Genomic DNA, 19,969 nt, shown 5'->3' on the forward strand with positions numbered 1-19,969 from the left:
ATATTTTTGCCAACCTTAACAGTGATCTCATTATCTAGAATTCATAGATGATGTTTTTTGTCAATGCGTAAGTCCTACTAACTTTTAAATTACCATAATTACCTGACAAGTTTAGCGATCGCCCTTACATCCCAACTTGTCGAAAAGTACGCGCGAGCGCAGCTATCCCGTAGGGAATCGCACTCTAAGAATATAACCACCAACAACACGCCGATGGAGGAAACGGCATTGCCGTGTCCCTACCCCAAAATAATCCATCGACAGGTTAATTGTAGGGAAACGGCACTGCCGTATCCTGATTTATGGCAGTGCCGTTTCCTAATTTCTAACTTACAAATTGCAACTCATATCCCCAGATAATTGACTGAAACGCGCATTTTCCCGGTAGTCTACCGGACAGTCAATCACGCAAGGAACATCTTGAGCAAGGGCTTCTTTCAGAATCGGAATTAAATCAGTTGCAGATTCAACTCGATAGCCTTTTAAACCCATACTTTCGGCAAATTTTACAAAGTCGGGATTGCCAAATTTGATGAAATCTGAATGACCAAAATAATCTTGCTGCTTCCATTCAATTAACCCGTAACCGCCGTCATTAAAGATGAGAGTAACAAAATTAGTACCGACGCGCAAAGCAGTTTCTAACTCTTGGCAATTCATCATAAAACCGCCGTCTCCGGTGGCTGCTACTACTTTGCGATCGGGATAAACGAGTTTTGCAGCCACCGCACCCGGAATCGCAATTCCCATCGCCGCAAATCCGTTGGAAATCAAACAGGTATTCGGGCGATCGCAATGATAGTGCCGCGCGATCCACATTTTGTGAGCTCCCACATCAGAGATAAGAATATCTTCCGGGCCCAGGACTTGCCGCAAATCGTAAATGAGTTTTTGTGGCTTGATCGGGAAACCGTCGTCGGCTGCATATTGTTCGTACCCAGCGCGAATATCCGCCCGCAATTGCTTAGCAAAAGGGTCTGTTTTCTCCATGCGATCGGCACGCTGCAAAATTTCATTTAGCGAATCAGAAATATCCCCCACAACTTCTACAGTAGGAATGTAACTGCTGTCAATTTCTGCGGGCAGAGCTCCAACGTGAATAATCGGAATTTTGCCGTCAGGATTCCACTTTTTCGGGGAATATTCAATCAAATCGTAGCCAACAGCAATCACTAAATCCGTTTCTTCAAAAGCACAGCTAATGTAATCCCGTTTTTGCAATCCCGTCGTCCAAAGTGCCAAAGGATGAGTGTAAGGAATGACGCCTTTGCCCATGAAAGTATTAGCTACGGGAATATTTAATCGAGTAGCAAATTCTGTCAAAGCATCGCTGGCGTTAGCCCGAATAGTGCCATTTCCTACTAGAAGCAAAGGACTTTTTGCCTTGGAAATTGCGACAGCAGCTTTATTAAGACTTTGGTAAGCACCAAAAGTTTTTTCTCGGTTGTCTTTTGTGAGCGGATTTCCTTCCACAGGCATTGCTGCGATGTTTTCTGGCAAGTCAATGTGAACTGCTCCCGGCTTTTCGCTTTGAGCTACTTTAAAGGCTTTGCGGACAATTTCTGCCGTCGTACTGGGTCGGACAATTTGAGCATTCCACTTAGTAACTGGCGCAAACATGGCGACCAAATCTAAATATTGGTGCGATTCTATGTGCATTCTATCTGTGCCGACTTGTCCGGTAATTGCTACTAGAGGAGCACCGTCTAAGTTGGCGTCAGCAACGCCTGTCATTAAGTTAGTTGCGCCAGGGCCCAAGGTGGACAAGCAAACGCCGGCTTTGCCTGTGAGGCGACCGTAAACGTCGGCCATGAAAGCAGCGCCTTGTTCGTGGCGAGTAGTAATAAATTTAATTGAAGAGTTTCTCAGGGCTTCTAGAACTTCTAGATTTTCTTCTCCGGGAAGTCCGAAGACGTATTCCACGCCTTCGTTTTCTAAACATTTGACCAGTAGTTGAGCTGTGTTCATTTCTGTTTTTTCTCGATTAATGGGGATTTGTTCTCTTTTTCAACAGCTCGCAAAAATACTAATTTTGATTTTTTAACCGATGATTCACGGGCGGGACGCCCGTGCCACAATCAATACAGATTAATTGAGATTTTTGCGAGCTGTTGATAGAGTGGGATATTATTTTACCCAGACTGTTTTAATGTTAACAAATTCGTGGATTCCTTGGATGCTCAATTCGCGTCCGTAACCGGAGCGTTTGATGCCGCCGAAGGGCAATCTCGGATCGGATTTTACTAAACCGTTGATGAATACGGCGCCGGCTTCTAGTTCGGAAATAAACCGATCGCCTTCTGAGCTTACTGTAGTCCAAGCCGTCGCACCCAAGCCAAAGGATGTACTGTTGGCGAGGGCGATCGCCTCATCGATGCCTGCAACCCGGAATACTAAAGCTACGGGGCCAAAAAACTCTTCTTGACGCGCCGCTGCATCCGGAGGAATGTCTGCCAGAATAGTTGGCAAGTAGAAATTGCCCGCTTTCTCTGACAATGGGCGGCCGCCTGTCAGAAGTTTTGCTCCCGATTGGATGCAAGCTTGCACTTGATTGTCCAAGTCTTTGAGAATTGTGGGGGTAGCCAAAGGGCCGATATCGGTTTCGGGCAACATCGGATCGCCTACTTTTAATTGCTCGAATTTTTCCACAAATCCTTTGATGAATTCGTCCGCAATTTCTTCTGCTAAAATAAAGCGTTTAGCGGCGACGCAAGATTGACCGTTATTCAGCATCCGCGATGTGACAGCAGTTGATAAAGCTGCTGCTAAATCGGCACTGGACATCACAATAAATGGATCGCTTCCTCCCAATTCCAGCACTACTTTTTTCAAATTTTTGCCCGCATTTGCTGCCAAACTTTCACCCGCTGATTCGCTACCGGTGAGAGTTGCTGCTTTGATGCGATCGTCCGCAACTATATTAGCTACCTTGTCCGATCCCACTAACAATGTTTGAAAAACACCTTCGGGAAAGCCCGCTTCCGTGAAAATTTCCTCTATTTTCAAAGCACACTGCGGTACGTTGGAAGCGTGTTTGAGCAAGCCTACATTGCCCGCCATCAGCGCCGGCGCTGCAAACCGGAAAACTTGCCAAAATGGGAAATTCCAGGGCATGACGGCCAAAATAGCGCCCAGCGGTTGGTAGCGGACAAAGCTGCTGCTAGCGTCGGTGGTTGCCGGCACGTCTGCCATAAATTGAGCAGCATTTTTGGCGTAGTAGCGGCAAACTAAGGCGCATTTTTCCACTTCGCCGATCGCAGATTTGAGCGTTTTGCCCATTTCCAAGGTCATCATTTGGGCGTAAATTTGGCGATCGCGCTCCAAAATGTCCGCAGCTTTCTGCATCCACAGAGCTCGCTGCTCAAAGGGCAGTCTGCGGTATTTGTTAAAAGCTTGCTGTGCTAATTCCAGCTTAGCTTCTATTGCCTCATCCGCGATCGGCTCGAAAGTTTTCAGCGTTTCTCCCGTTGCCGGGTTGATAGTAGCAATAGCCATTGTTTTATCTCCTGCGTGAAAAACACAAAACTCCCTTCTAGTTTTCAAGCTAGGCGGGGAGTTGTATCAAGGTATTACAAAATCGGAATTTGTCGGCCACGTTTTCAAGTCTTGTCAATTTGCAAGTGTCGCAATTTTCTTAAAACTCTCAATTTTTGATTATAGTCCAATATGTCGATCGCAAATCTTAAGAAAATTCGTCTTTATCTTGCTTGGAGGATTCTCAAGGTAGGGTGCGCACTGCACACCTTACTCATTAAACTCAGCCCTCACCGCATCAAACAGATTTTTCCTCGATGTAATTCTGCACGTAAGACTGATAGTAATACCTGCTGCCTTTATCCTTATTCGCCACCATTCCCAACAGCGGAATCCCCGCCATTTTCAAATCTTCAAAAGCCAACAACAGCGCCTCCCGCTCAGTTTGATTCAGCCCCACTACCAGCATCAATCCGTTAGTGTGAGCCGCCAACAAATTCGCATCCGCCAAACCCAAAAGCGGCGCAGTATCGTAAATAACTAAGTCAAAATGACTTGCCAAAGCTGCCATTAAATGCTGCATTTTTCGAGAAGAAAGCACCTTTGTCGGATCGAGAGGAACCGGCCCCGATGTTAACACAAACAAATTTTCATCGCGGGGCGATCGCAAAATTAACTGTTCCACATCCACATCATCCGCGATCGCATTGTGCAAGCCTTGCCAGTTCGGCAAACCCAGCATTTCGTGCACCTGCGGCCTCCGCAAATCCGCATCCACCAACAGCACTTGCTGGCCCATTGCCGCCGCCGCCCGCGCCAGATTTACGGCTACAGTAGACTTGCCGTCAGCTACTTGACAAGAAGTAATTACACAAGAATTAATCGGACTATCAACGTTTAGTAAGCGAATATTAGCATTGAGCGATCGAAAAGCCTCTTGAAAAGCATCCGTCGGCACCGGCGAACTTGCCACATCCACCGAAGTTGTCTCAGCAGGAGGAAGCCTCAAAATTTTATCGCTAGCAGGAATTACCCCCAACAAAGGCAGCCGAATCGACTGTTTGACATCCTCTGGAGTCTGCAACACCGTTTTATTATTAAACCGTTCCGCCAACTGCGCCGCCAGCATACCGAACAGCAAACCAGCCAATCCCCCCAAAGCCAAATTCAAAGGCATAATCGGAGCAACAGCCATCAACTCGCCATTTTTGTAGCGCGGAATTTCCGGTTTAGCAATAACTTCCCAAGCCACCTCTTTTTTGCCCACAGCTTCAAGCTGCAAAGCTTGCTGTTTTGCCAGCAAACTATTCAGCGTACTGTTAGTCAACTCCGCCTCCCGTTGCAAATCCCCATAGCGCCGCAAAATCACCGGGAATCCTTGAGAATATTGATTCAACTGCTTAGCAGCTTGTTCCAAAACTTGATTCCGCACCCCCAAAACTTGAATAGAATTAGCAGTACCGATAAACTCCTCGATTAACTTAATCCGCACCGGATCTTGAAAAGCCAGCACTTGCGAATTTACCTTAGCCAAATCAGTTCCCAGAACCTGTTGGGCTTCTTTCTTCAACAAAGGAATCAGGTTTTTGCGCTGTTCTCGCAACAGTTGCAGTTGCGGACTTTGGTCTGTAAACGTAGCCGAGTTAATCGCAACTTGCCCTTCTAATTGCTGCAATTGAGTCAGCATCGCTTGATAGCGGGGAGCTTGACTCAGAGCCGAGGCCATCAGCGCTTGCTGCTGGTTTAATCCAAGCTGATTTTGCAGATTGGAATAGAGGAATCTCTGCTGGTTGAGCTGCGTTTGCGCGTCCAATCTTTGCGCTTGAAGTTGGCTGATTTGCTGCGCGAGTTGTTGGGTTTGAATTTGTGGATCGATGAAATTGTACTGCTGCCGCAACTTTTGAATTTCGGTTTGCAGAGCTTGTTGGCGCTTTTGCTGGTTGGGAATTTGCGATTTCACAAAATCCAGACTCTGACTAATTTGAGTTCTGGTATCTTGCACGCTATAGTTGCGGTAGCCTAGTGCAACTTTTTCCAAAACAAACTGAATTTTTTTCGGGTCATAATCCCGATATTTAACTTCGATAATTTTGGTATTTTTGAAGCGATTAATTGACAGCCTTGTCTGCTCAGAAAACGGCAGATTATCTGCTTTTTGGTTCAAAAGGTAGTTGTAATTTATTTCTGGATATTTAGCCTGCAACTGTTTAATAATCGGCGACATTACTTGCGGGCTTTGCAAAACTTGTATTTGCGATTCGTAGTCAAAACCTGGATTTTCTGGCGTCGCGGGGGCTGCTGGTTGCAGTTTCAGTTCGCCGGAGTAGACTTTCGCTAAAGCATTTTGCGTAACTGCGGGTTCTACTAATAATTGAAAGCGCCCTTCGTACTCGCTTTTTTGATTCAGCGTCCAGGCGAAAACCCCGGTGGTCACTGCCGCTGCTACGCCGATGACTAAGATGGAGCGACTGCGGCAAACTTCCCAAAAACTTAACTCTTCTTCTTCTGTTTTGTCCCTGTATAAAAATTGATCTTCTTCATACAGTAAAGAAGATTTTTTTTGCTGCTCAACGATTTTTTTATTGTTATTAAACAGTGCTAATTGAGATTTTTTCCCTGGTTTCATTTGATTTCTACAACTTATTTGTTTAAACGTCTGTATTGTGGCGCAGTTTCAGGAAATCGGTTGATTCCTAAATGTTTGATTGCCAAACCGCCTTTTTTTATAAAGCGGGTTTCTGAGGTCTTAATGCCAGTCTATTCAAATCACCGAAAAATATCGAACAACCGAAATATTCCTAACAGCGGGCTTAAAGGAGCGAGAGTCCCGCCTACATTATCCGAGAACGCAGCGCGGCCCGATCGCCTTACCATGATTACATCATTATTTTGCAGTTGGGGATTAGTTTCCTCATTGGCTGTTGCGGAAAAATTAACCTTAACAGTTAGGCGCGAAACAGTGCCGTTAGGATTGAGGCGAATTAAATCCACCGAATCCATTTCTGCCCGCCCTTTATTAAACCCTCCCGCTGCTACTAGCGCTTGATTTAAAGTAGTGTTGGGCAAGAGCGCAAAAGCTCCCGGTTTCACGACTTCTCCCACAAGACTTACCTTAATCGTATCCGGTGAAAAATTAGAATTAGCCACTTGTGAGCCTTCGGCTGCATCGAGATTTTCGGCTTTGGGAACGATTACCGTATCTCCCTGTTGCAGCGCTAAATCTTGGGATACATCTCCCCCTTCCAAAAGTTGCCACAAATTCACATTAATAATTTGTTCTGTACCCGCCCGCGTCAGGCGGCGAACTTGTATTTGTCTGATATCAGCTACCGGCGTAATGCCGCCCGCCATTTTAATTGCTCTCGTTACAGTTTGCTGCAAAACAGTTTCCCCTGAGCCGGGAGTTTCTCTAGCAGCAAACAAACCAGAATCTGCACCCATTTCATTCTCTTGTACCCTACTTTGAACATCTCTTGCCAGAGTATAAGTACCGGGACGAGTTACTTCGCCCACCACAGCAATATTAATTGGTTGAGTGCTTTGTCCGGTAATATTAGCTACGGCTAAAGTCGGTGCTTCTTGGCGGTTGAGGCTAGTTACAGTAGGAATAAATATAGTATCGCCGTCGCGCAAAGTCATATCGGCCCGCAAATCGCCGTTTTGCAATAATTCCCACAAATCCACACTAATAATTTGTTCCGGTGCGTTGCGCTGGGGGCGGCGGATTTTGATTTGCCGCACGTCTGCTGACTGCGTAATTCCGCCGGCCATTCGCAGAGCTCGCGATATCGTTGGCATTTGAGTTCCCATTTGCTCTGCTGTGCCTCCGGGACCCGCTGCTGAGGATATTGTATAGGCTCCGGGGCGGTTGATTTCGCCCGCGATCGCAATTTGCAAAGGACGCGGCGCCAGCAGTTTTAGGGTAATCCAAGGACGTTTGAGGTATTTGCCGTATCGCTCTTTCACAACATTAGAAGCTTGTTCTAAGGTCATTCCTGCCACCGAAAGGCTGCCAATTAACGGCAAACTCAGGGAACCGTCTGCCTGTACTTGGTGTTGACCGTTGGGCCCGCTGTATTCCGGGACGTTGAAGATGTCCATTTGAATGCGATCGCCCGCGCCCAAAGTGTAAACTTCCGATCGGACACTTGAAGGTGCACTTGCCGGAACCGCCGGAAATCCCGGAACTGCGGGCACGGGTACGGGAACAGGAGAACCCGCATCACCAGGAGGAGGAGGAGGAGGCATAAACTGGGCCGCCGCCGGAGATGAACCCGCCGCCGCCAGCACTGACACTGTTAAACCTTTGACAATTAAACCTTTGACAGTATTGAGTTTTGAATAGTTTTTCACCACCATCGATTTTTGCCCCTATCCTGTTCCAACCCCGCCAACCTCAAATGTAACCCAACTCTTCTAACTTCCTCAGAACTTTTTTAACACTATCTTCCACACTTTCTCGCTCTGTGTAACAAATAATCTCAGGATTGAGCGGTTCTTCATAAGGATCGTCAATTCCCGTAAAACCCTTAATTTCTCCTGCTCTCGCCTTAGCGTAGAGCCCTTTGACATCGCGACCTTCGCACACTTCTAATGGCGCTGTGACATATACTTCAACAAAATTTGGCTCGATTGCTCTAATTTCGTCGCGAATTGCTCTGTAGGGGCTAATAGCTGCCGTAATTGCCACAACTCCATTGCGGCTCAGTAGGTTCGCTACAAATCCAATCCGCCGAATATTAGTATCTCGGTCTTCTTGGCTAAATCCCAAACCTTTTGACAAGTTGGTGCGAACTACATCTCCATCCAATATTTCAACTTTGCAGCCTCTTGCCTTCAATTCAGGTTCGAGAGCTTTGGTGATAGTTGTCTTGCCGGAACCGCTCAGCCCGGTGAACCACAAAATAAAACCTTTTTCCATTTTCAATTGCTTGGTTAGTAGTGAATAGTGGGGAAATTACGCGACTTATTATTTTACTGTCGCGGTTCCCCATTTTCTGATTCATTCTGATTTGAGATGCGCTCTGACTTTCACAATAACTAATTTTTTTATTAACCGCAGAGGACGCAGAGGACACAGAGGAAGAGGGAAGATGAGAAATAGCTAATCTTAAAATCCGTAGGATGCGCCGGGCCGTGCACCTTACATTCTATGCGGGATAACCAACGCCGAACATCTATCCGTAGCGCACCGATCGCCTGACTGAGCCTTTCGCAATCTAAAACCTAAAATCTCAAATGGTATTGCCTATGTCTTCCGTTTTGAAAGCAGATGTTTTGGTAGTGGGTGGCGGCACCGGCGGCACCGCTGCGGCCGTGCAAGCAGCCCGCCGAGGTGCCAAAACTATTTTAGTCAGCGAATTCCCCTGGCTGGGAGGAATGCTGACTTCGGCTGGTGTTTCTGCCCCCGATGGCAATGAATTAGCAGCTTTTCAAACCGGTTTGTGGGGCGCGTTTCTCCGGGAACTCCAACAGCGACAGCCGGGAGGTTTGGATTGGGGCTGGGTAAGTTTTTTTACTTGCGATCCCCGCATCGGTGCTGAAATTTTTGCTGATTGGGTTAAATTTTTGCCGAACTTGCAGTGGATTTCTGGACAAATTGCTCAAGATGTGCTAGTGGAAGGATCTCGCATTTCTGGCGTTCGGTTTGCCGATTTTACGGTGTCGGCCAAAATCACTTTGGATGCAACGGAATTGGGAGATTTGCTGGCTTTAGCGGAAGTTGGGCACCGCTGGGGTTGGGAATTCCAAGCCGAGTGGGGAGAACCCAGCGCGCCGATCGCTCCCAATCATCTCACAGAGCGGTATTCGGTGCAAGCTCCGACTTGGGTGGCAATCATGCAGGATTTTGGTGAGGGTGCTGTGGCGCCTGAAATTCCCGCGCCGCCTGTTGACAATCCCGATCGATTTATCGGTGCTTGGGACGGTTACACTCCCGAACAATTTCTCAATTACGGCCGACTTCCGGGCGGATTGTTGATGATTAATTGGCCGATTCGAGGTAATGATTATGGTGAAGGGGTCGATCGACTCATTAAATCTGAAGCATCTCGACAAGAATTCCTGCAAGAAAGTCTGTGGCACACTCAAAGTTTCGCCCGCTTCATTCAAACCCAACTCGGCCCCCGCTACGGCTTAGCAGAGAATATTTTCCCGATTTCAAAGATCGAAAATCAACAAAATTCTCCCCTTCTTTCTTCCTTTGCCTTACATCCTTACTACCGAGAAAGTCGCCGCTTGCGAGGGATAAGTACAGTCACAGAACAAGATATTTTGCCTGTTGTCGGTGGAAGAGTCGCGAAGTTGCCGATAAATTATCAGGGCATTTGTGAAACAATTGCGATCGGCAACTATGCCAACGACCACCACTACACCAGTGGCGACATTCCGTTGCAGCCCAAATCTATTCGCTGGGGCGGCCGCTGGACGGGAACTCCGTTTACCATTCCTTACAGCGCGCTAATTCCTGCGAGTGCAGACGGATTGCTAGTCTGCGAAAAAAATATTTCCGTTTCTCACATCGCCAACGGTGCAACTCGCTTGCAACCGACGGTAATGAACATCGGACAGGCTGCGGGGATGGCTGCGGCTTTGTGCGCGGAATCTGGATGTCAGCCGCGGGATTTGCCGGTCAGAGTTTTGCAAGAAGCTTTGCTGCAAGATTCCGAGGCGAGGGCGGCGGTTATTCCTTTATTTAATTTGACACCGGATCGATCGGACTGGCTCGATCTGCAGCGCTATTATCTCGATCGACCTCAAGCATATCCCGCTAGCGGCGAATGTCCTTTGTCGGTAGAGAAGCGCTTGTGTCACAACTCAAGCAAAAGCGATCTAGAAACCCGGTTTCTCAAGGAAAGTTCTGCATTTCAACCCAGAAGCTTGACGTTTGCACCCGGTTTCTGCCTAAGTCCAAGCAGTAAAACAGCAAATATCCAAAGCCAATTTTCGGGGATTTTCCATCGCCTCGGCGCACAAGATTGGACACTCGCGTTGACAAGTCCCGCATCCGTAGCCGGTCAAACTTGGCAACTCGTGACTTTGGACTGGGAAACCGACAGATTTTTACAGAGTTGCGAAACCGAAAAGCCTCTTACAGTATGGGGCAGACTGAATTTTGCCGGTGCTTGGCTGCTGGCGGGATCGGTAAAATTGAAGGGGTGAGGTTTTTTGCACAGATCCGAAAATTGGCCAGAAATCTATCCTGATCGATCGGGGCAAGTCCGTATCAGGTAATAGACACTGACACGGATACTACCCATGCAAACCTACACTGCAATTGCTTTACTGAGCCTGTTGGGCATTACCTTGAGTGCCAGCGCTGCTAAAGCTTTTGAACCTCCAGTTCAAATGCTCGAAACTGCCACCGCCCAATATATGTTGTCAGCCCAAACTCAACAAAAGGGCGAGCGCGGTCCTGAGAGGGGCAGCGGACGCAGACGTTTTACCCAGCCTAATGTTACTCATCCGCTATAAGATTTCTAAGGGCATCGGACGCCAGCGAGTGCCGCAACTGACTTGGTTCGGGCCGTTGATTTCGATCTATCAAACTGATTTTCTGGGATTCTAGTTTTTCGGGTTTAAAACAGCAGCCTAAAAATCAAGACAACTCTTGATTTTTCAGACTTTGACGAAAGCAAGCAATAATCGTTATAAACTGGAGAAACGCTTGATTAGTGCGGGAAGAATAAAGGTGACTGGGCGTGAAAACCACAGAAACACACTCTTGCTCAAACTAATCATCAAAAAACCAAATATTTCAAGTCCTCTGCTAATCAAGGCAGTCTCTAACTGGGAAGATTCGGCCAATCTGAGCAATCAGGAAGCTTATAACACTTAGTCTAGGCTAAACATAAACTGCTAAGTTTGATTTACAGATTTCTGTAGGTTTTTAGAAGCGGTTAAACGGCAACTGCACTTTTGTTGACAGTCTTGCGGAGATTTTTTTGTGTGATATATGTTAGCATATAAACCGGGAACCGCCATCTACCTAGAGATAGACTCTAGTAGGTGGCGGTTTTGTCTTGAAAACGCTTCGGCTCTCCCCAAATTCCCCTCTCCCCCTCAAACATAACAGATAATCTTTCGCTTCGACGAGCAAAGCCGATCGGCTTTGCTCGCCTCAGATTCCTCCGATCGCAATACTTATTTACATTTGACCCCCCACAGGTGGGGTTTAATTTTCAACGGCTGCACTATAATTAACCTGCGATAACTAACTTATATATAGGTAAACGCTGAGTGCAGAGGGTGCAGCACTCGACTTAAATTCGCCAATAAGAACCACTTATTCGGTGTCGATCGCCTTTAAGCCCATGCCCCATTGAACTCAGGGAAATTAACTCGCCTAAATATTTAGAGTAGCTGGCAAGCTTTCGGGCGACCGTCGGCTATGCTTGATTTGGCGCTCTCGCAATAATTTAATGGAGGATGACAAGATGCCTCCCAGTTTGGCTATTTCGGGGATAGTGATGAAAAATGACTCTTTGGATCTGGTCAAAAGCCTCAGCCCTAGTGCAATGGATCAGATCATGCTATATCTGGCGTTTAGCGCCATGAGAACCAGTGGGCACAGGCACGGGGCGTTTCTAGACGCGGCCGCAACGGCGGCTAAGTGTGCTATTTACATGACCTATATTGAGGAGAAAAACAACCTGCGGATGACCGGACACTTGCATCACATTGAGCCTAAACGGGTGAAGGTGATTGTCGAGGAAGTCCAGGAAGCTCTGACTAAAGGAAAATTATTGAAAATGCTCGGTTCCCAGGAACCTAGATATTTAATTCAGTTTCCTTATGTCTGGCTGGAACAGTATGCTTGGCTTCCGGGACGCCCTCGCATTCCTGGAAACAGCTTGACTGCGGATGAAAAAAAATATCTCGAAGGCAAGATACCTCCTAATCCGCCTGACGCTCAACTGATCAATTCTTTTCAGTTTATGGAGTTGATCGAGTTTCTGCACAGGCGATCGCAAGAAGATATGCCTCCAGAAAGGCGAATGCCTTTGAGCGAAGCTTTAGCAGAACACATCAAGCGGCGCTTGATCTATTCGGGAACAGTTACTCGCATTGATGCTCCTTGGGGAATGCCGTTTTATGCCCTCAGCCGCGCTACTTACTCTCCGGCAGAGCAGGAAGAGCGGACATTTACTATGGTTGAGGATACGGCTAGATATTTCCGGCTGATGAAGGATTGGGCGGACAAACAACCGAAAGTGATGCGAATTATGGAAACTTTGGATATTCCGCCGGAACGGCTCGACCAAGCCCTTGAGGAATTAGATGAAATTATTCGCAATTGGGCCGATCGCTATCACAAGCGGGGCGAACCGACAATGATTGTACAAATGGTTTTTGGGCCGCAAGACGACGCTTAGTTCGATTAGTTATTAATCATTAGTCATGAGTTGATTGCTGGAGACTAATGATTAATAACTAATAACTAATACCCCTGAAGGAAGAAATCGGTTTTTTTTTCAAAAAATACTGCGTTAATGCCTTGAATTATCGTAAAAAACTCGGTTTCTTGGCTCGCGAATGCGTCCAGGATTAACTAAGCTAAAAAAGTTCTCCAGGTCGCCGCTAAAACGATCGCTGCGATCGCTCCTATGAGTGTATTGAAAAAATTTACTACCTCGTTCGTGAGCCACTCAAACTTTGATTGCACCGTCGCCCCGATCACGCTCTCGATGTTCGTGGCAATAAAAGCTGCAATAACACAAAAAACAATTCCTGTCAAGTCAATTAAACCGACAGCCCAACTCAAGAGTGCGATCAGAATTGAGCCGACAATACCCGCGATCGTTCCTTCCAAACTTACAGCCCCTTCGGTACCCCTAGGTACAGGCTGCAAGCTGGTAATCAAAAAAGTCCGCTTACCGTAAGCTTTGCCGACTTCGCTGGCGCAGGTATCGGAAAGTTTGGTGCAAAAACTGGCGGCGTAACCCAGCAATAACAGGGAAATAGCATCTTGCGGCACAGGCATCTTGCCTGTCTCTCCTAAAATAGACATCTTGCCTGTCTCTGCTAAAATAGATAATGCCAAAACTCCCAAAGCGCAAAGAGTAGCAGTTAAAGCCGATCCCCAGACATTTTCTGGGCCTCTGGCGCCTGAACGCTTTTCAGCTATGCCTTCTGCTTCTTTTTGGGCTTTGCCGATGCTGGTAACTCCCGATCCGACAAGAAAGTAAAACATCACCACAGCATAGCCTTGCCATCCCAAACAGCCCCAGATGAGGACGCCCAATACCCAGCCGTGAAATTGGCCAGCGGGAGTGAGCAATTTTTTAGGAGCAATGGTGCCGATCGCGAGTAAAACTGTATTTAGGGCGATCGCCACCAACCAAGGATTAGACCAAGATAAATAATTAAAGAACAATTCTGAATTCTGCATTTAGTACCTCCATGAACCAAGTCTTATTTCATCTTGCCTTCCCCGTGACCAATATTGCCCAAACCAAAGCGTTCTATGTAGACGGGCTGGGCTGCGAACTAGGTCGCGAATCGCCGAATTCTGCGATTATGGGTCTGTGCGGCCATCAAATTGTCGCTCACGTCAACCACGAACCTTTGACGCCTCAGCGAGGCATCTATCCCCGGCATTTTGGGTTAATTTTTACTTCCGAGGCTGACTGGGAAGGGTTGTTAGAAAAAGCCCAGCAAAACAACTTAAATTTCTATCAAGAACCGAGACGGCGATTTGTCGGTTTACCTACAGAGCACCGTACTTTCTTCTTAGAAGACCCTTTCCACAATATACTGGAGTTCAAGTATTACTGTGAAGCTGAAGCAATTTTTGGCCGCAGCGAATACGCTGAAGTTGGCGACGCTGTTTGATGGCTGCGCGAAATAACAACCATTTGCAGCATAAGCTGAAGTGCATTTAAATTGTATAGTCAAGTTTAAGAAAAGTCCTGTGGGGTGGGCGTCTCGCCCGCCCCAAAAATACAATGCAAGATGCCCAACAGCATATCAACTTTCGGATTGAATCAAATCACCTGCTGGTGGATGTCGCCCTATAGCTTTGTCCGCAGTACGAATATTAATAACTCTTTCTCGATTTAAGACTAATGCTGTAACTGTAGCTCGTCCAATTGTAGTTAAACCAACTATTGATAATCCATCCGCCGACCAAATAAAATGTTCGTTCCAGGTATCTTGTCTGGGATTAAACAATGGTACTGCTACACCCGACTGGGTATCTATTGCTGTAGTTTTATCTGATTTTTTGCGGTTGCAGTGAAAGCAAGCTAGTGCCAAATTGTCAATATCGTTAGTTCCATTTTTAGTGAGAGGAATGATGTGTTCGATCGTAAACTCTACGTACTGCCATTGTTCGGAAGCATGGCAATATTCGCACAGACAGTCTGCTCTCTGACGAACTTGATTTTGGATATTTTCAGGAATTTGACGGCGAGCGGACATTTCTATACTGTAGGCTGAATCTGGCCCCAGAAAAGATTGCGGACAGTCCGATTGACAAAACTGAGGTAATCGTCGATTTCTTCGTAAAGATTGAGTTCCTGCTCTTCTTCGGGATTGAGTGGCAAATCTTGCTGTTTTTCCAACAGTTCTTCTATGCGATTTTTAACAGTGGTGGAGGCTCGAAAAATGGGTATTCCTTCCACTAATTCAATGCGAACAGCTCCTTCTATAGGTAGAGTATCTCGCAGCTTTTCCAGTTTGGGCAGGACGATCATAGTTGTTGATTTTATGGGTTTCAATGAAGATTATAGCAGAAGGAAGTCGGGGATATAAAAAAGAGCGTTTTAAGTTTCATTTAATTGACCTATTTATGAACTTTCAAGGGTTCTGATAGTGCTTCAGCGACCGCTTTTAAACTGCTGGAATGCCTCGCCATCATGACATGGGCGAAAACAGACAATTTTACTTCTTTGGCAGCAGATATTTGGGAACTAGAAGCGGGTACGATGATGAAATCCCAATCTGTCCAAATCGAAGTAAAATTGAGCTTTTCCAACAAGGCAGCATCTCGATTTAAATCTTCTAGAAAAGCACTGCCCGGACGCATTTGGATGCAGCCTTTTCCCCAGAGAGTGTAAGCCATCCAAGTACCGCTGTGAGGAGAAGATATGGCAATAAAGCGCTGCACTCGGTTAATGCCGCCTAACCTTTGCAGGTAGTAGCGAGTTACTAAACCGCCCATGCTCAATCCTACTATATCTAGATGCTGTTCGGGCGCAAAGGTTTTGTCTATATAATCTGCTATTTGTTGGGCTAATTCGTCTATGCTGGCGTTGCCCCAATGGGGCGAGAGATTGATGGTGTAGACTGACCACCCGAGTTGGGTGAGATAGGCAGACATTTTGTAAAAAATTATCGATTTTATGAATATTCCGTGAATTAGCAAGACTGGATTGCGGCTGAAGTTGCTATTCATTGTTAAGTAGGAATTTTATTGTTAATAGGTGCTTTGAGTTCTTCAACTAATGCGTTAATGCTTTGGGGTTCTGTCACCATTTGGCGGTGCAGCAAAACGTTGACTTTAACTTCTTTACCTACTGGCATTTGGGAGCTGTTCGACGGTACAATCATTATGTCAAATGGCGTCCACATTGATGTAAAGTTTATGCGTTTGAGTACGGTCGCATCTTGATTCAAATCGCGCAGCAAGCCACTATTGGGGCGCATATCCAGGTATCCTGGTAGGCGTAGGGAATAGGCGGTGAGGGTGCCGCGGTGAGGGGAAGATAGGGTGATGAAACGCTGTACGCGGTTGATTCCTCCGAGTCGCTGGACGTAGTAGCGGCTGACGATGCCGCCCATGCTGTAGCCTACTATGTCTAAAGGCTGTTCTGGATCGAAGGTTTCAGAGATGTAGTCTGCGAGTTGCTTGGCCAGTAAGTCGAGGCCGAGGCTGCCGTCGTTGGGGGTGAGGTTGAGGCTGTGGACTGACCATCCGAGTTGGGTGAGGCGGGCGGACATTTGGCTGAAAATCATCTTTGTGTCCCAGATGCCGTGTATGAGGATGACGGGATTGCGATCGAGCGAACTGTTCATTTGAAAAGAAAATTACTTGCTGATTACAGCATAGATTACTCACCTAGGGAGTTTGACCCCTACTAGGACAGCTAGCGAATCGGATCGAGGTACGATCGACAATTAGTGGGAATCGCTAACAAATTCTGAGATACTTGTAAATAAGTGCAAAGCAGTGCTGGTATTTATACCTATAATTTGCTTTGATGAGGCAGCTTAGATACAGCAAAATGTAAATTTTGATGAATAAATGTAGACAAAGGTTGCCTTACCTCGTAGTCTAACTTTGTTGACAAGCTCGTACAAATTTCTCTAAAAGAACAAAAGGAGTAAGTGTAATGTTTGGTTTTATCAAAAATTTCTTCGGCGGTATTTTCGGCTTTTTCGGCAGACTGTTGGGCTTGAAAAAGTCTGAATATTTCCTAGATTTGGGCGAATCTGGAGCGAAGGAACCAGCTAAAGTTGAGCCTGCGAAGGCTGAGACTGCTGCGATCGCACCTGCAAAAGTTGAGCCTGTTAAGTCAGAGAAGTCAGAGAAGTCAGAACCGGCGAAGAAGGCTAAGGTAGAGAAAAAGTCCAAGAAAGAAAAGGAACCAGTTGCTAGCGTTCCTGCTAATAATGCGGAACCCGCTAAGATACCAGCAGCGGCAGCAACTAACGGGAAAGTGCCGAGTCAACCTGAACCGAATCGGACTTTTGCTCCTAATAATTTAATGCCGACATCAAATGCAACTCGTCGTGGCCCCGGCCCCAGCATGAACAATTTCCGGGAAATGGCCCGTCAGGTGAAAACGAAGTAGGAAATTGGGAATTGATAATAGGGAATTGGGCATGGGATAACTCCAAATGCTGGCGTTAAAAATTTAAAAAATGGCATTACTCATTTTTAATTTTAACTCTTTGTTCTATTCCCTATTTTCTTGGTTTCTGAGGAAGGCTAATCCGCTGTATAGCTGAAAAGCTGAGTCCCAAGGAGTTTCGGATTTGCGCTCTACTTCTATATGAGATTCGATCTTGCTCAACATATTAGTGTAATCGAGCACTGTCTCGGCAAAGGAAGTGAATTCTGACCAAACTGTAACGTCAAACTGGCGATCGAATATTTCCAGTAAGTGATTCCAGTTAATTCTCGTGGTACTTTGATGGATTTGTTGGGAATTTTTGACTCTGGATGTTTTGTTTTTTGGGTTCGATGAAGTGGGGAGCTCTGCAGAAGTTTTGGTGAAGTCAACTCCTTTTTGAAATTCGTAACTTTGGTCGCAAATTCGCAGAATGCAGTTTCTGCTGGGAATGTGCAAGTCACAGATTTGAGCGTAATCTTGGGTGATTTCTCTGTGGCGAAATTGCTCGGTTCTTCGGTTGGGCGAGTAGTCCATGACTTCGATGAACATGGGTAATAAGCCTTCTACTCTTTGGCTGACTTCTGACCAGTTAAATTCGATCGCACCGAGTCTATTTAGGTTATCTTTACAAACAACGGTTGGGGAAGAGAGAGATTGGAAGTGTTGCACTCGGAAGATTTGGATTTTTTGAATATCGGCTAGGGTTGCCCAAAATACAGGAATGCCGGCGTTGAGGAGTTCTTTGCCGTAAATTCGGAGTTCGGCGATGGGGCCGGTTTTGTAGAGTCTCCAGCCGCGGCTTTGAATTTGCATCCGAGTTGTGTAGGCGTCGATTTTGAAGATTCTGCTGATATTTTGTACGGCTGCGGGCTTGTTTTCGGCACTCACGGGTTCGAGGATGAGGAGCGCGGGTTCGAGGTTGCTGGGGTCGTTTTTGGCGGTTTCTATGGCTTGTTGGCGGAGGTTTTGTTGGGCGGTTTCAATCCGTTGAATACCTTGGCGGGTCTGGGAGACGATTTTGGGGTTGGTGATGTCGCGGAGTATTTGTTTATAGGTTGTTTGGGCTTTTTCGAGGTTGTTGGTGAGTTCGTAGTAGCGGGCGATGTAGTATTGCACCCACGGATTATCGGGGGATTCTTTTTGCAGTTGTTTGATGAGTTGGGCGGCTTGTTTGTAGTCTTTGCCCTCTAGGGCGGCGGCTATTTGGTTGATGTCTGTCATGGCGTTTGCGGGAATGGCGTTGTTTCTATCTTGGCTGATGTTTGGTTGGTTCCGCTACTGGTTAACAATTTTGGCTCTTGTGTTAAGTTATAGATATGATATGAAACTATGACAATCATTGAAAAAATACGTGTCAAAATTGTAAAAAATGATTTTGAGCTTTCACAACACGCAGCAAACCAAAGCATAGTTCGCCGTATCAGGGTACAAGAACTCCGGGAAGCAATAATGGCTGGTGAAGTTATCGAAGAGTATCCGAATGACAAATATGGCCCAAGCTGTTTGATTTTCGGCTTCACCATTGCCAATAGACCTTTGCACGTTCAGTGCAGTTATCCATCTCGTCCTTTGGTAAAAATCATTACTTTATACGAACCAGATCCGAAAATTTGGATGGATTTTAAGTTAAGGATAAATCAAAATGAACAATGATATTTGGCAAGAAACAATGGTGGAACAAAAAGTAAGTTATACCCTTGAAATCAATGGTAAGTTTATTATTATTGAAAATGTTCCTGCTAGAGTGTGTTTGGAAACGGGAGAGCGATTTTTTTCGCCTGAAACTGTGGAACAGTTGCAGAAGATGATTTGGGAAGATAGAAAGCCGACTAGGGTGATTGAAACATCTGTTTTTGAATTTGCTTAGGGGTTGGTTAAAGTTCAGTTAAAGTTGATTGGAATTAATGCTTAAGCTGTAGGAACCTTTGCTTGTGCGATCGCGCCCGTTAACAACTATTTTATAAGTACCGTTATTGGGCAATTTTACGGTCATTTCTGACTCTCGCTGATTTTTGGAAGTACCTTGTTTTTCTGCAATCTTTTTGCCGCTGGTGTCGAACAGTGTTATGTTGTGGTCGAATGCTCTGCTTTTGAGGTCGATCGTAATAGATTGACCTGCCCGTCCTTGAAATGTGTGTTGGCGGGATTCGCCGTCTGTGAGGGTTCCCCGCTGCTGTAGGATGGAAAGGGATGTGAGTTTTGGTCGATCGACATTGCTCAAATTTAAGCCGTAATTTGTCACGGGGGCCTCGGGGCCATTTCCTTCTATGACTGCGATGATAAAGGCTGTTTTGTTGTTGGGGTCTCGGGCTATTTTGTCAATAAAATTGGCTTGGATTTTTTGTTCATTTAAAGGTTTGGGTTGGTTAAAATTTGGTTTTGATATGCAGAGAAGTACGCCTCCATCTTGATAGCGGGCGGCGTAGAACAAATAGTTTTGACCGCTAGTTGTAAACTCGTTTCTGCTAAAGATAGTAAATCTTTCAAGTTGGGGTAGTTGCTGGTTGCGGTGGCAATTTTTATCGATGTAGATTTCGTTGGCTGGTGGCTGTGGTTGGCCCAAGACTGCTGGTGTGATGGCGGTTACAATTGCTGAGAAGATGGTGAGGGGGAGGGTGATGGGCGATCGCATTTTCATGAATTATTCTCCGGTTTTT

Annotated in this window: 19 protein-coding genes; 7 read left to right on the forward strand and 12 right to left on the reverse strand. The window is 46.2% G+C overall.

The window, feature by feature from the left end; genetic code table 11:
• Positions 1 to 330 precede the first annotated feature (330 nt).
• From QUA02_RS24725 to cysC, 5 genes are all read right to left on the reverse strand, one after another.
• Positions 331 to 1,968, reverse strand: a complete 1,638-nt coding sequence (locus QUA02_RS24725) for an acetolactate synthase large subunit (protein WP_333031682.1) — start codon at positions 1,966 to 1,968, stop codon at positions 331 to 333.
• 159 nt (positions 1,969 to 2,127) lie between these two features.
• Complete coding sequence (locus tag QUA02_RS24730) at positions 2,128 to 3,495, reverse strand: NAD-dependent succinate-semialdehyde dehydrogenase (RefSeq protein WP_333031683.1); 1,368 nt, start codon at positions 3,493 to 3,495, stop codon at positions 2,128 to 2,130.
• A 277-nt stretch (positions 3,496 to 3,772) separates the two neighbouring features.
• Entirely contained in the window at positions 3,773 to 6,100 is a 2,328-nt protein-coding gene (locus tag QUA02_RS24735; protein WP_333031684.1) for a GumC family protein, read from the reverse strand.
• Positions 6,101 to 6,240: 140 nt separating this feature from the next.
• Positions 6,241 to 7,833, reverse strand: coding sequence for a polysaccharide biosynthesis/export family protein (locus QUA02_RS24740; protein WP_333031685.1), 1,593 nt, complete (start codon positions 7,831 to 7,833; stop codon positions 6,241 to 6,243).
• Between the two features lie 37 nt (positions 7,834 to 7,870).
• Positions 7,871 to 8,395 (reverse strand): adenylyl-sulfate kinase, encoded by a 525-nt coding sequence (gene cysC / locus QUA02_RS24745; protein ID WP_333031686.1) that lies wholly within the window; start codon positions 8,393 to 8,395, stop codon positions 7,871 to 7,873.
• A gap of 329 nt (positions 8,396 to 8,724) precedes the next feature.
• Here cysC and QUA02_RS24750 point away from each other — a divergent pair, with 329 nt between their 5' ends.
• The 3 genes from QUA02_RS24750 (at position 8,725) to hetR (ending at position 12,848) form a co-directional block, all read left to right on the forward strand.
• On the forward strand, positions 8,725 to 10,635 hold the full coding sequence (locus tag QUA02_RS24750; protein WP_333031687.1) for an FAD-dependent oxidoreductase: 1,911 nt from the start codon (positions 8,725 to 8,727) through the stop codon (positions 10,633 to 10,635).
• A gap of 96 nt (positions 10,636 to 10,731) precedes the next feature.
• Positions 10,732 to 10,947: a heterocyst-inhibiting protein PatX gene (gene patX, locus QUA02_RS24755; protein ID WP_333031688.1), complete on the forward strand. Its 216-nt coding sequence runs from the start codon at positions 10,732 to 10,734 to the stop codon at positions 10,945 to 10,947.
• Positions 10,948 to 11,942: 995 nt separating this feature from the next.
• A complete protein-coding gene (gene hetR / locus QUA02_RS24760) occupies positions 11,943 to 12,848 on the forward strand; it encodes a heterocyst differentiation master regulator HetR (protein ID WP_333031723.1) in 906 nt (301 codons plus the stop codon).
• Positions 12,849 to 13,024: 176 nt separating this feature from the next.
• On the opposite strand, the gene QUA02_RS24765 is transcribed toward hetR, so the two are convergent.
• The gene (locus QUA02_RS24765) at positions 13,025 to 13,864 is read right to left on the reverse strand and encodes a DUF92 domain-containing protein (RefSeq protein ID WP_333031689.1); all 840 of its coding nucleotides are present in this window, start codon (positions 13,862 to 13,864) and stop codon (positions 13,025 to 13,027) included.
• Positions 13,865 to 13,875: 11 nt separating this feature from the next.
• On the opposite strand from QUA02_RS24765, the gene QUA02_RS24770 reads away from it, so the two are divergent.
• Positions 13,876 to 14,307, forward strand: a complete 432-nt coding sequence (locus QUA02_RS24770; RefSeq protein ID WP_333031690.1) for a VOC family protein — start codon at positions 13,876 to 13,878, stop codon at positions 14,305 to 14,307.
• Positions 14,308 to 14,442: 135 nt separating this feature from the next.
• Here the strand turns inward: QUA02_RS24770 and QUA02_RS24775 are convergent, their stop codons facing one another.
• From QUA02_RS24775 to QUA02_RS24790, 4 genes are all read right to left on the reverse strand, one after another.
• A complete protein-coding gene (locus tag QUA02_RS24775) occupies positions 14,443 to 14,895 on the reverse strand; it encodes an HNH endonuclease (protein ID WP_333031691.1) in 453 nt (150 codons plus the stop codon).
• Positions 14,896 to 14,897: 2 nt separating this feature from the next.
• Positions 14,898 to 15,170: a hypothetical protein gene (locus QUA02_RS24780; RefSeq protein WP_333031692.1), complete on the reverse strand. Its 273-nt coding sequence runs from the start codon at positions 15,168 to 15,170 to the stop codon at positions 14,898 to 14,900.
• Positions 15,171 to 15,259: 89 nt separating this feature from the next.
• Positions 15,260 to 15,871, reverse strand: coding sequence for an esterase/lipase family protein (locus QUA02_RS24785; RefSeq protein ID WP_333031693.1), 612 nt, complete (start codon positions 15,869 to 15,871; stop codon positions 15,260 to 15,262).
• Positions 15,872 to 15,873: 2 nt separating this feature from the next.
• Entirely contained in the window at positions 15,874 to 16,491 is a 618-nt protein-coding gene (locus QUA02_RS24790) for an esterase/lipase family protein (RefSeq protein ID WP_333031694.1), read from the reverse strand.
• Positions 16,492 to 16,808: 317 nt separating this feature from the next.
• Here QUA02_RS24790 and QUA02_RS24795 point away from each other — a divergent pair, with 317 nt between their 5' ends.
• A complete protein-coding gene (locus QUA02_RS24795; protein WP_333031695.1) occupies positions 16,809 to 17,270 on the forward strand; it encodes a hypothetical protein in 462 nt (153 codons plus the stop codon).
• 105 nt (positions 17,271 to 17,375) lie between these two features.
• Here QUA02_RS24795 and QUA02_RS24800 read toward each other — a convergent pair whose 3' ends face one another.
• Positions 17,376 to 18,533 (reverse strand): tetratricopeptide repeat protein, encoded by a 1,158-nt coding sequence (locus tag QUA02_RS24800; RefSeq protein ID WP_333031696.1) that lies wholly within the window; start codon positions 18,531 to 18,533, stop codon positions 17,376 to 17,378.
• 108 nt (positions 18,534 to 18,641) lie between these two features.
• Here QUA02_RS24800 and QUA02_RS24805 point away from each other — a divergent pair, with 108 nt between their 5' ends.
• Together QUA02_RS24805 and QUA02_RS24810 are read left to right on the forward strand one after the other, a co-directional pair.
• Positions 18,642 to 18,965 (forward strand): DUF4258 domain-containing protein, encoded by a 324-nt coding sequence (locus QUA02_RS24805; RefSeq protein ID WP_333031697.1) that lies wholly within the window; start codon positions 18,642 to 18,644, stop codon positions 18,963 to 18,965.
• On the forward strand, positions 18,955 to 19,179 hold the full coding sequence (locus tag QUA02_RS24810; RefSeq protein WP_333031698.1) for a YgiT-type zinc finger protein: 225 nt from the start codon (positions 18,955 to 18,957) through the stop codon (positions 19,177 to 19,179). Before QUA02_RS24805 ends, QUA02_RS24810 begins: the two co-directional genes overlap by 11 nt.
• 18 nt (positions 19,180 to 19,197) lie before the next feature.
• Here the strand turns inward: QUA02_RS24810 and QUA02_RS24815 are convergent, their stop codons facing one another.
• Complete coding sequence (locus QUA02_RS24815; protein ID WP_333031699.1) at positions 19,198 to 19,950, reverse strand: pre-peptidase C-terminal domain-containing protein; 753 nt, start codon at positions 19,948 to 19,950, stop codon at positions 19,198 to 19,200.
• Positions 19,951 to 19,969 lie beyond the last annotated feature (19 nt).

It is taken from the genome of Microcoleus pseudofavosus SVA1_A4 (genome assembly GCF_036700565.1).
Taxonomy (GTDB): domain Bacteria; phylum Cyanobacteriota; class Cyanobacteriia; order Cyanobacteriales; family Microcoleaceae; genus Microcoleus.

Coding starts and splice junctions, on each gene's coding strand:
- QUA02_RS24725 (WP_333031682.1), bottom strand. CDS start 1,968: ATGAACACAGCTCAACTACTGGTCAAATGTTTAGAAAACGAAGGCGTG.
- QUA02_RS24730 (WP_333031683.1), bottom strand. CDS start 3,495: ATGGCTATTGCTACTATCAACCCGGCAACGGGAGAAACGCTGAAAACT.
- QUA02_RS24735 (WP_333031684.1), bottom strand. CDS start 6,100: ATGAAACCAGGGAAAAAATCTCAATTAGCACTGTTTAATAACAATAAA.
- QUA02_RS24740 (WP_333031685.1), bottom strand. CDS start 7,833: ATGGTGGTGAAAAACTATTCAAAACTCAATACTGTCAAAGGTTTAATT.
- cysC (WP_333031686.1), bottom strand. CDS start 8,395: ATGGAAAAAGGTTTTATTTTGTGGTTCACCGGGCTGAGCGGTTCCGGC.
- QUA02_RS24750 (WP_333031687.1), top strand. CDS start 8,725: ATGTCTTCCGTTTTGAAAGCAGATGTTTTGGTAGTGGGTGGCGGCACC.
- patX (WP_333031688.1), top strand. CDS start 10,732: ATGCAAACCTACACTGCAATTGCTTTACTGAGCCTGTTGGGCATTACC.
- hetR (WP_333031723.1), top strand. CDS start 11,943: ATGAAAAATGACTCTTTGGATCTGGTCAAAAGCCTCAGCCCTAGTGCA.
- QUA02_RS24765 (WP_333031689.1), bottom strand. CDS start 13,864: ATGCAGAATTCAGAATTGTTCTTTAATTATTTATCTTGGTCTAATCCT.
- QUA02_RS24770 (WP_333031690.1), top strand. CDS start 13,876: ATGAACCAAGTCTTATTTCATCTTGCCTTCCCCGTGACCAATATTGCC.
- QUA02_RS24775 (WP_333031691.1), bottom strand. CDS start 14,895: ATGTCCGCTCGCCGTCAAATTCCTGAAAATATCCAAAATCAAGTTCGT.
- QUA02_RS24780 (WP_333031692.1), bottom strand. CDS start 15,170: ATGATCGTCCTGCCCAAACTGGAAAAGCTGCGAGATACTCTACCTATA.
- QUA02_RS24785 (WP_333031693.1), bottom strand. CDS start 15,871: ATGAATAGCAACTTCAGCCGCAATCCAGTCTTGCTAATTCACGGAATA.
- QUA02_RS24790 (WP_333031694.1), bottom strand. CDS start 16,491: ATGAACAGTTCGCTCGATCGCAATCCCGTCATCCTCATACACGGCATC.
- QUA02_RS24795 (WP_333031695.1), top strand. CDS start 16,809: ATGTTTGGTTTTATCAAAAATTTCTTCGGCGGTATTTTCGGCTTTTTC.
- QUA02_RS24800 (WP_333031696.1), bottom strand. CDS start 18,533: ATGACAGACATCAACCAAATAGCCGCCGCCCTAGAGGGCAAAGACTAC.
- QUA02_RS24805 (WP_333031697.1), top strand. CDS start 18,642: ATGACAATCATTGAAAAAATACGTGTCAAAATTGTAAAAAATGATTTT.
- QUA02_RS24810 (WP_333031698.1), top strand. CDS start 18,955: ATGAACAATGATATTTGGCAAGAAACAATGGTGGAACAAAAAGTAAGT.
- QUA02_RS24815 (WP_333031699.1), bottom strand. CDS start 19,950: ATGAAAATGCGATCGCCCATCACCCTCCCCCTCACCATCTTCTCAGCA.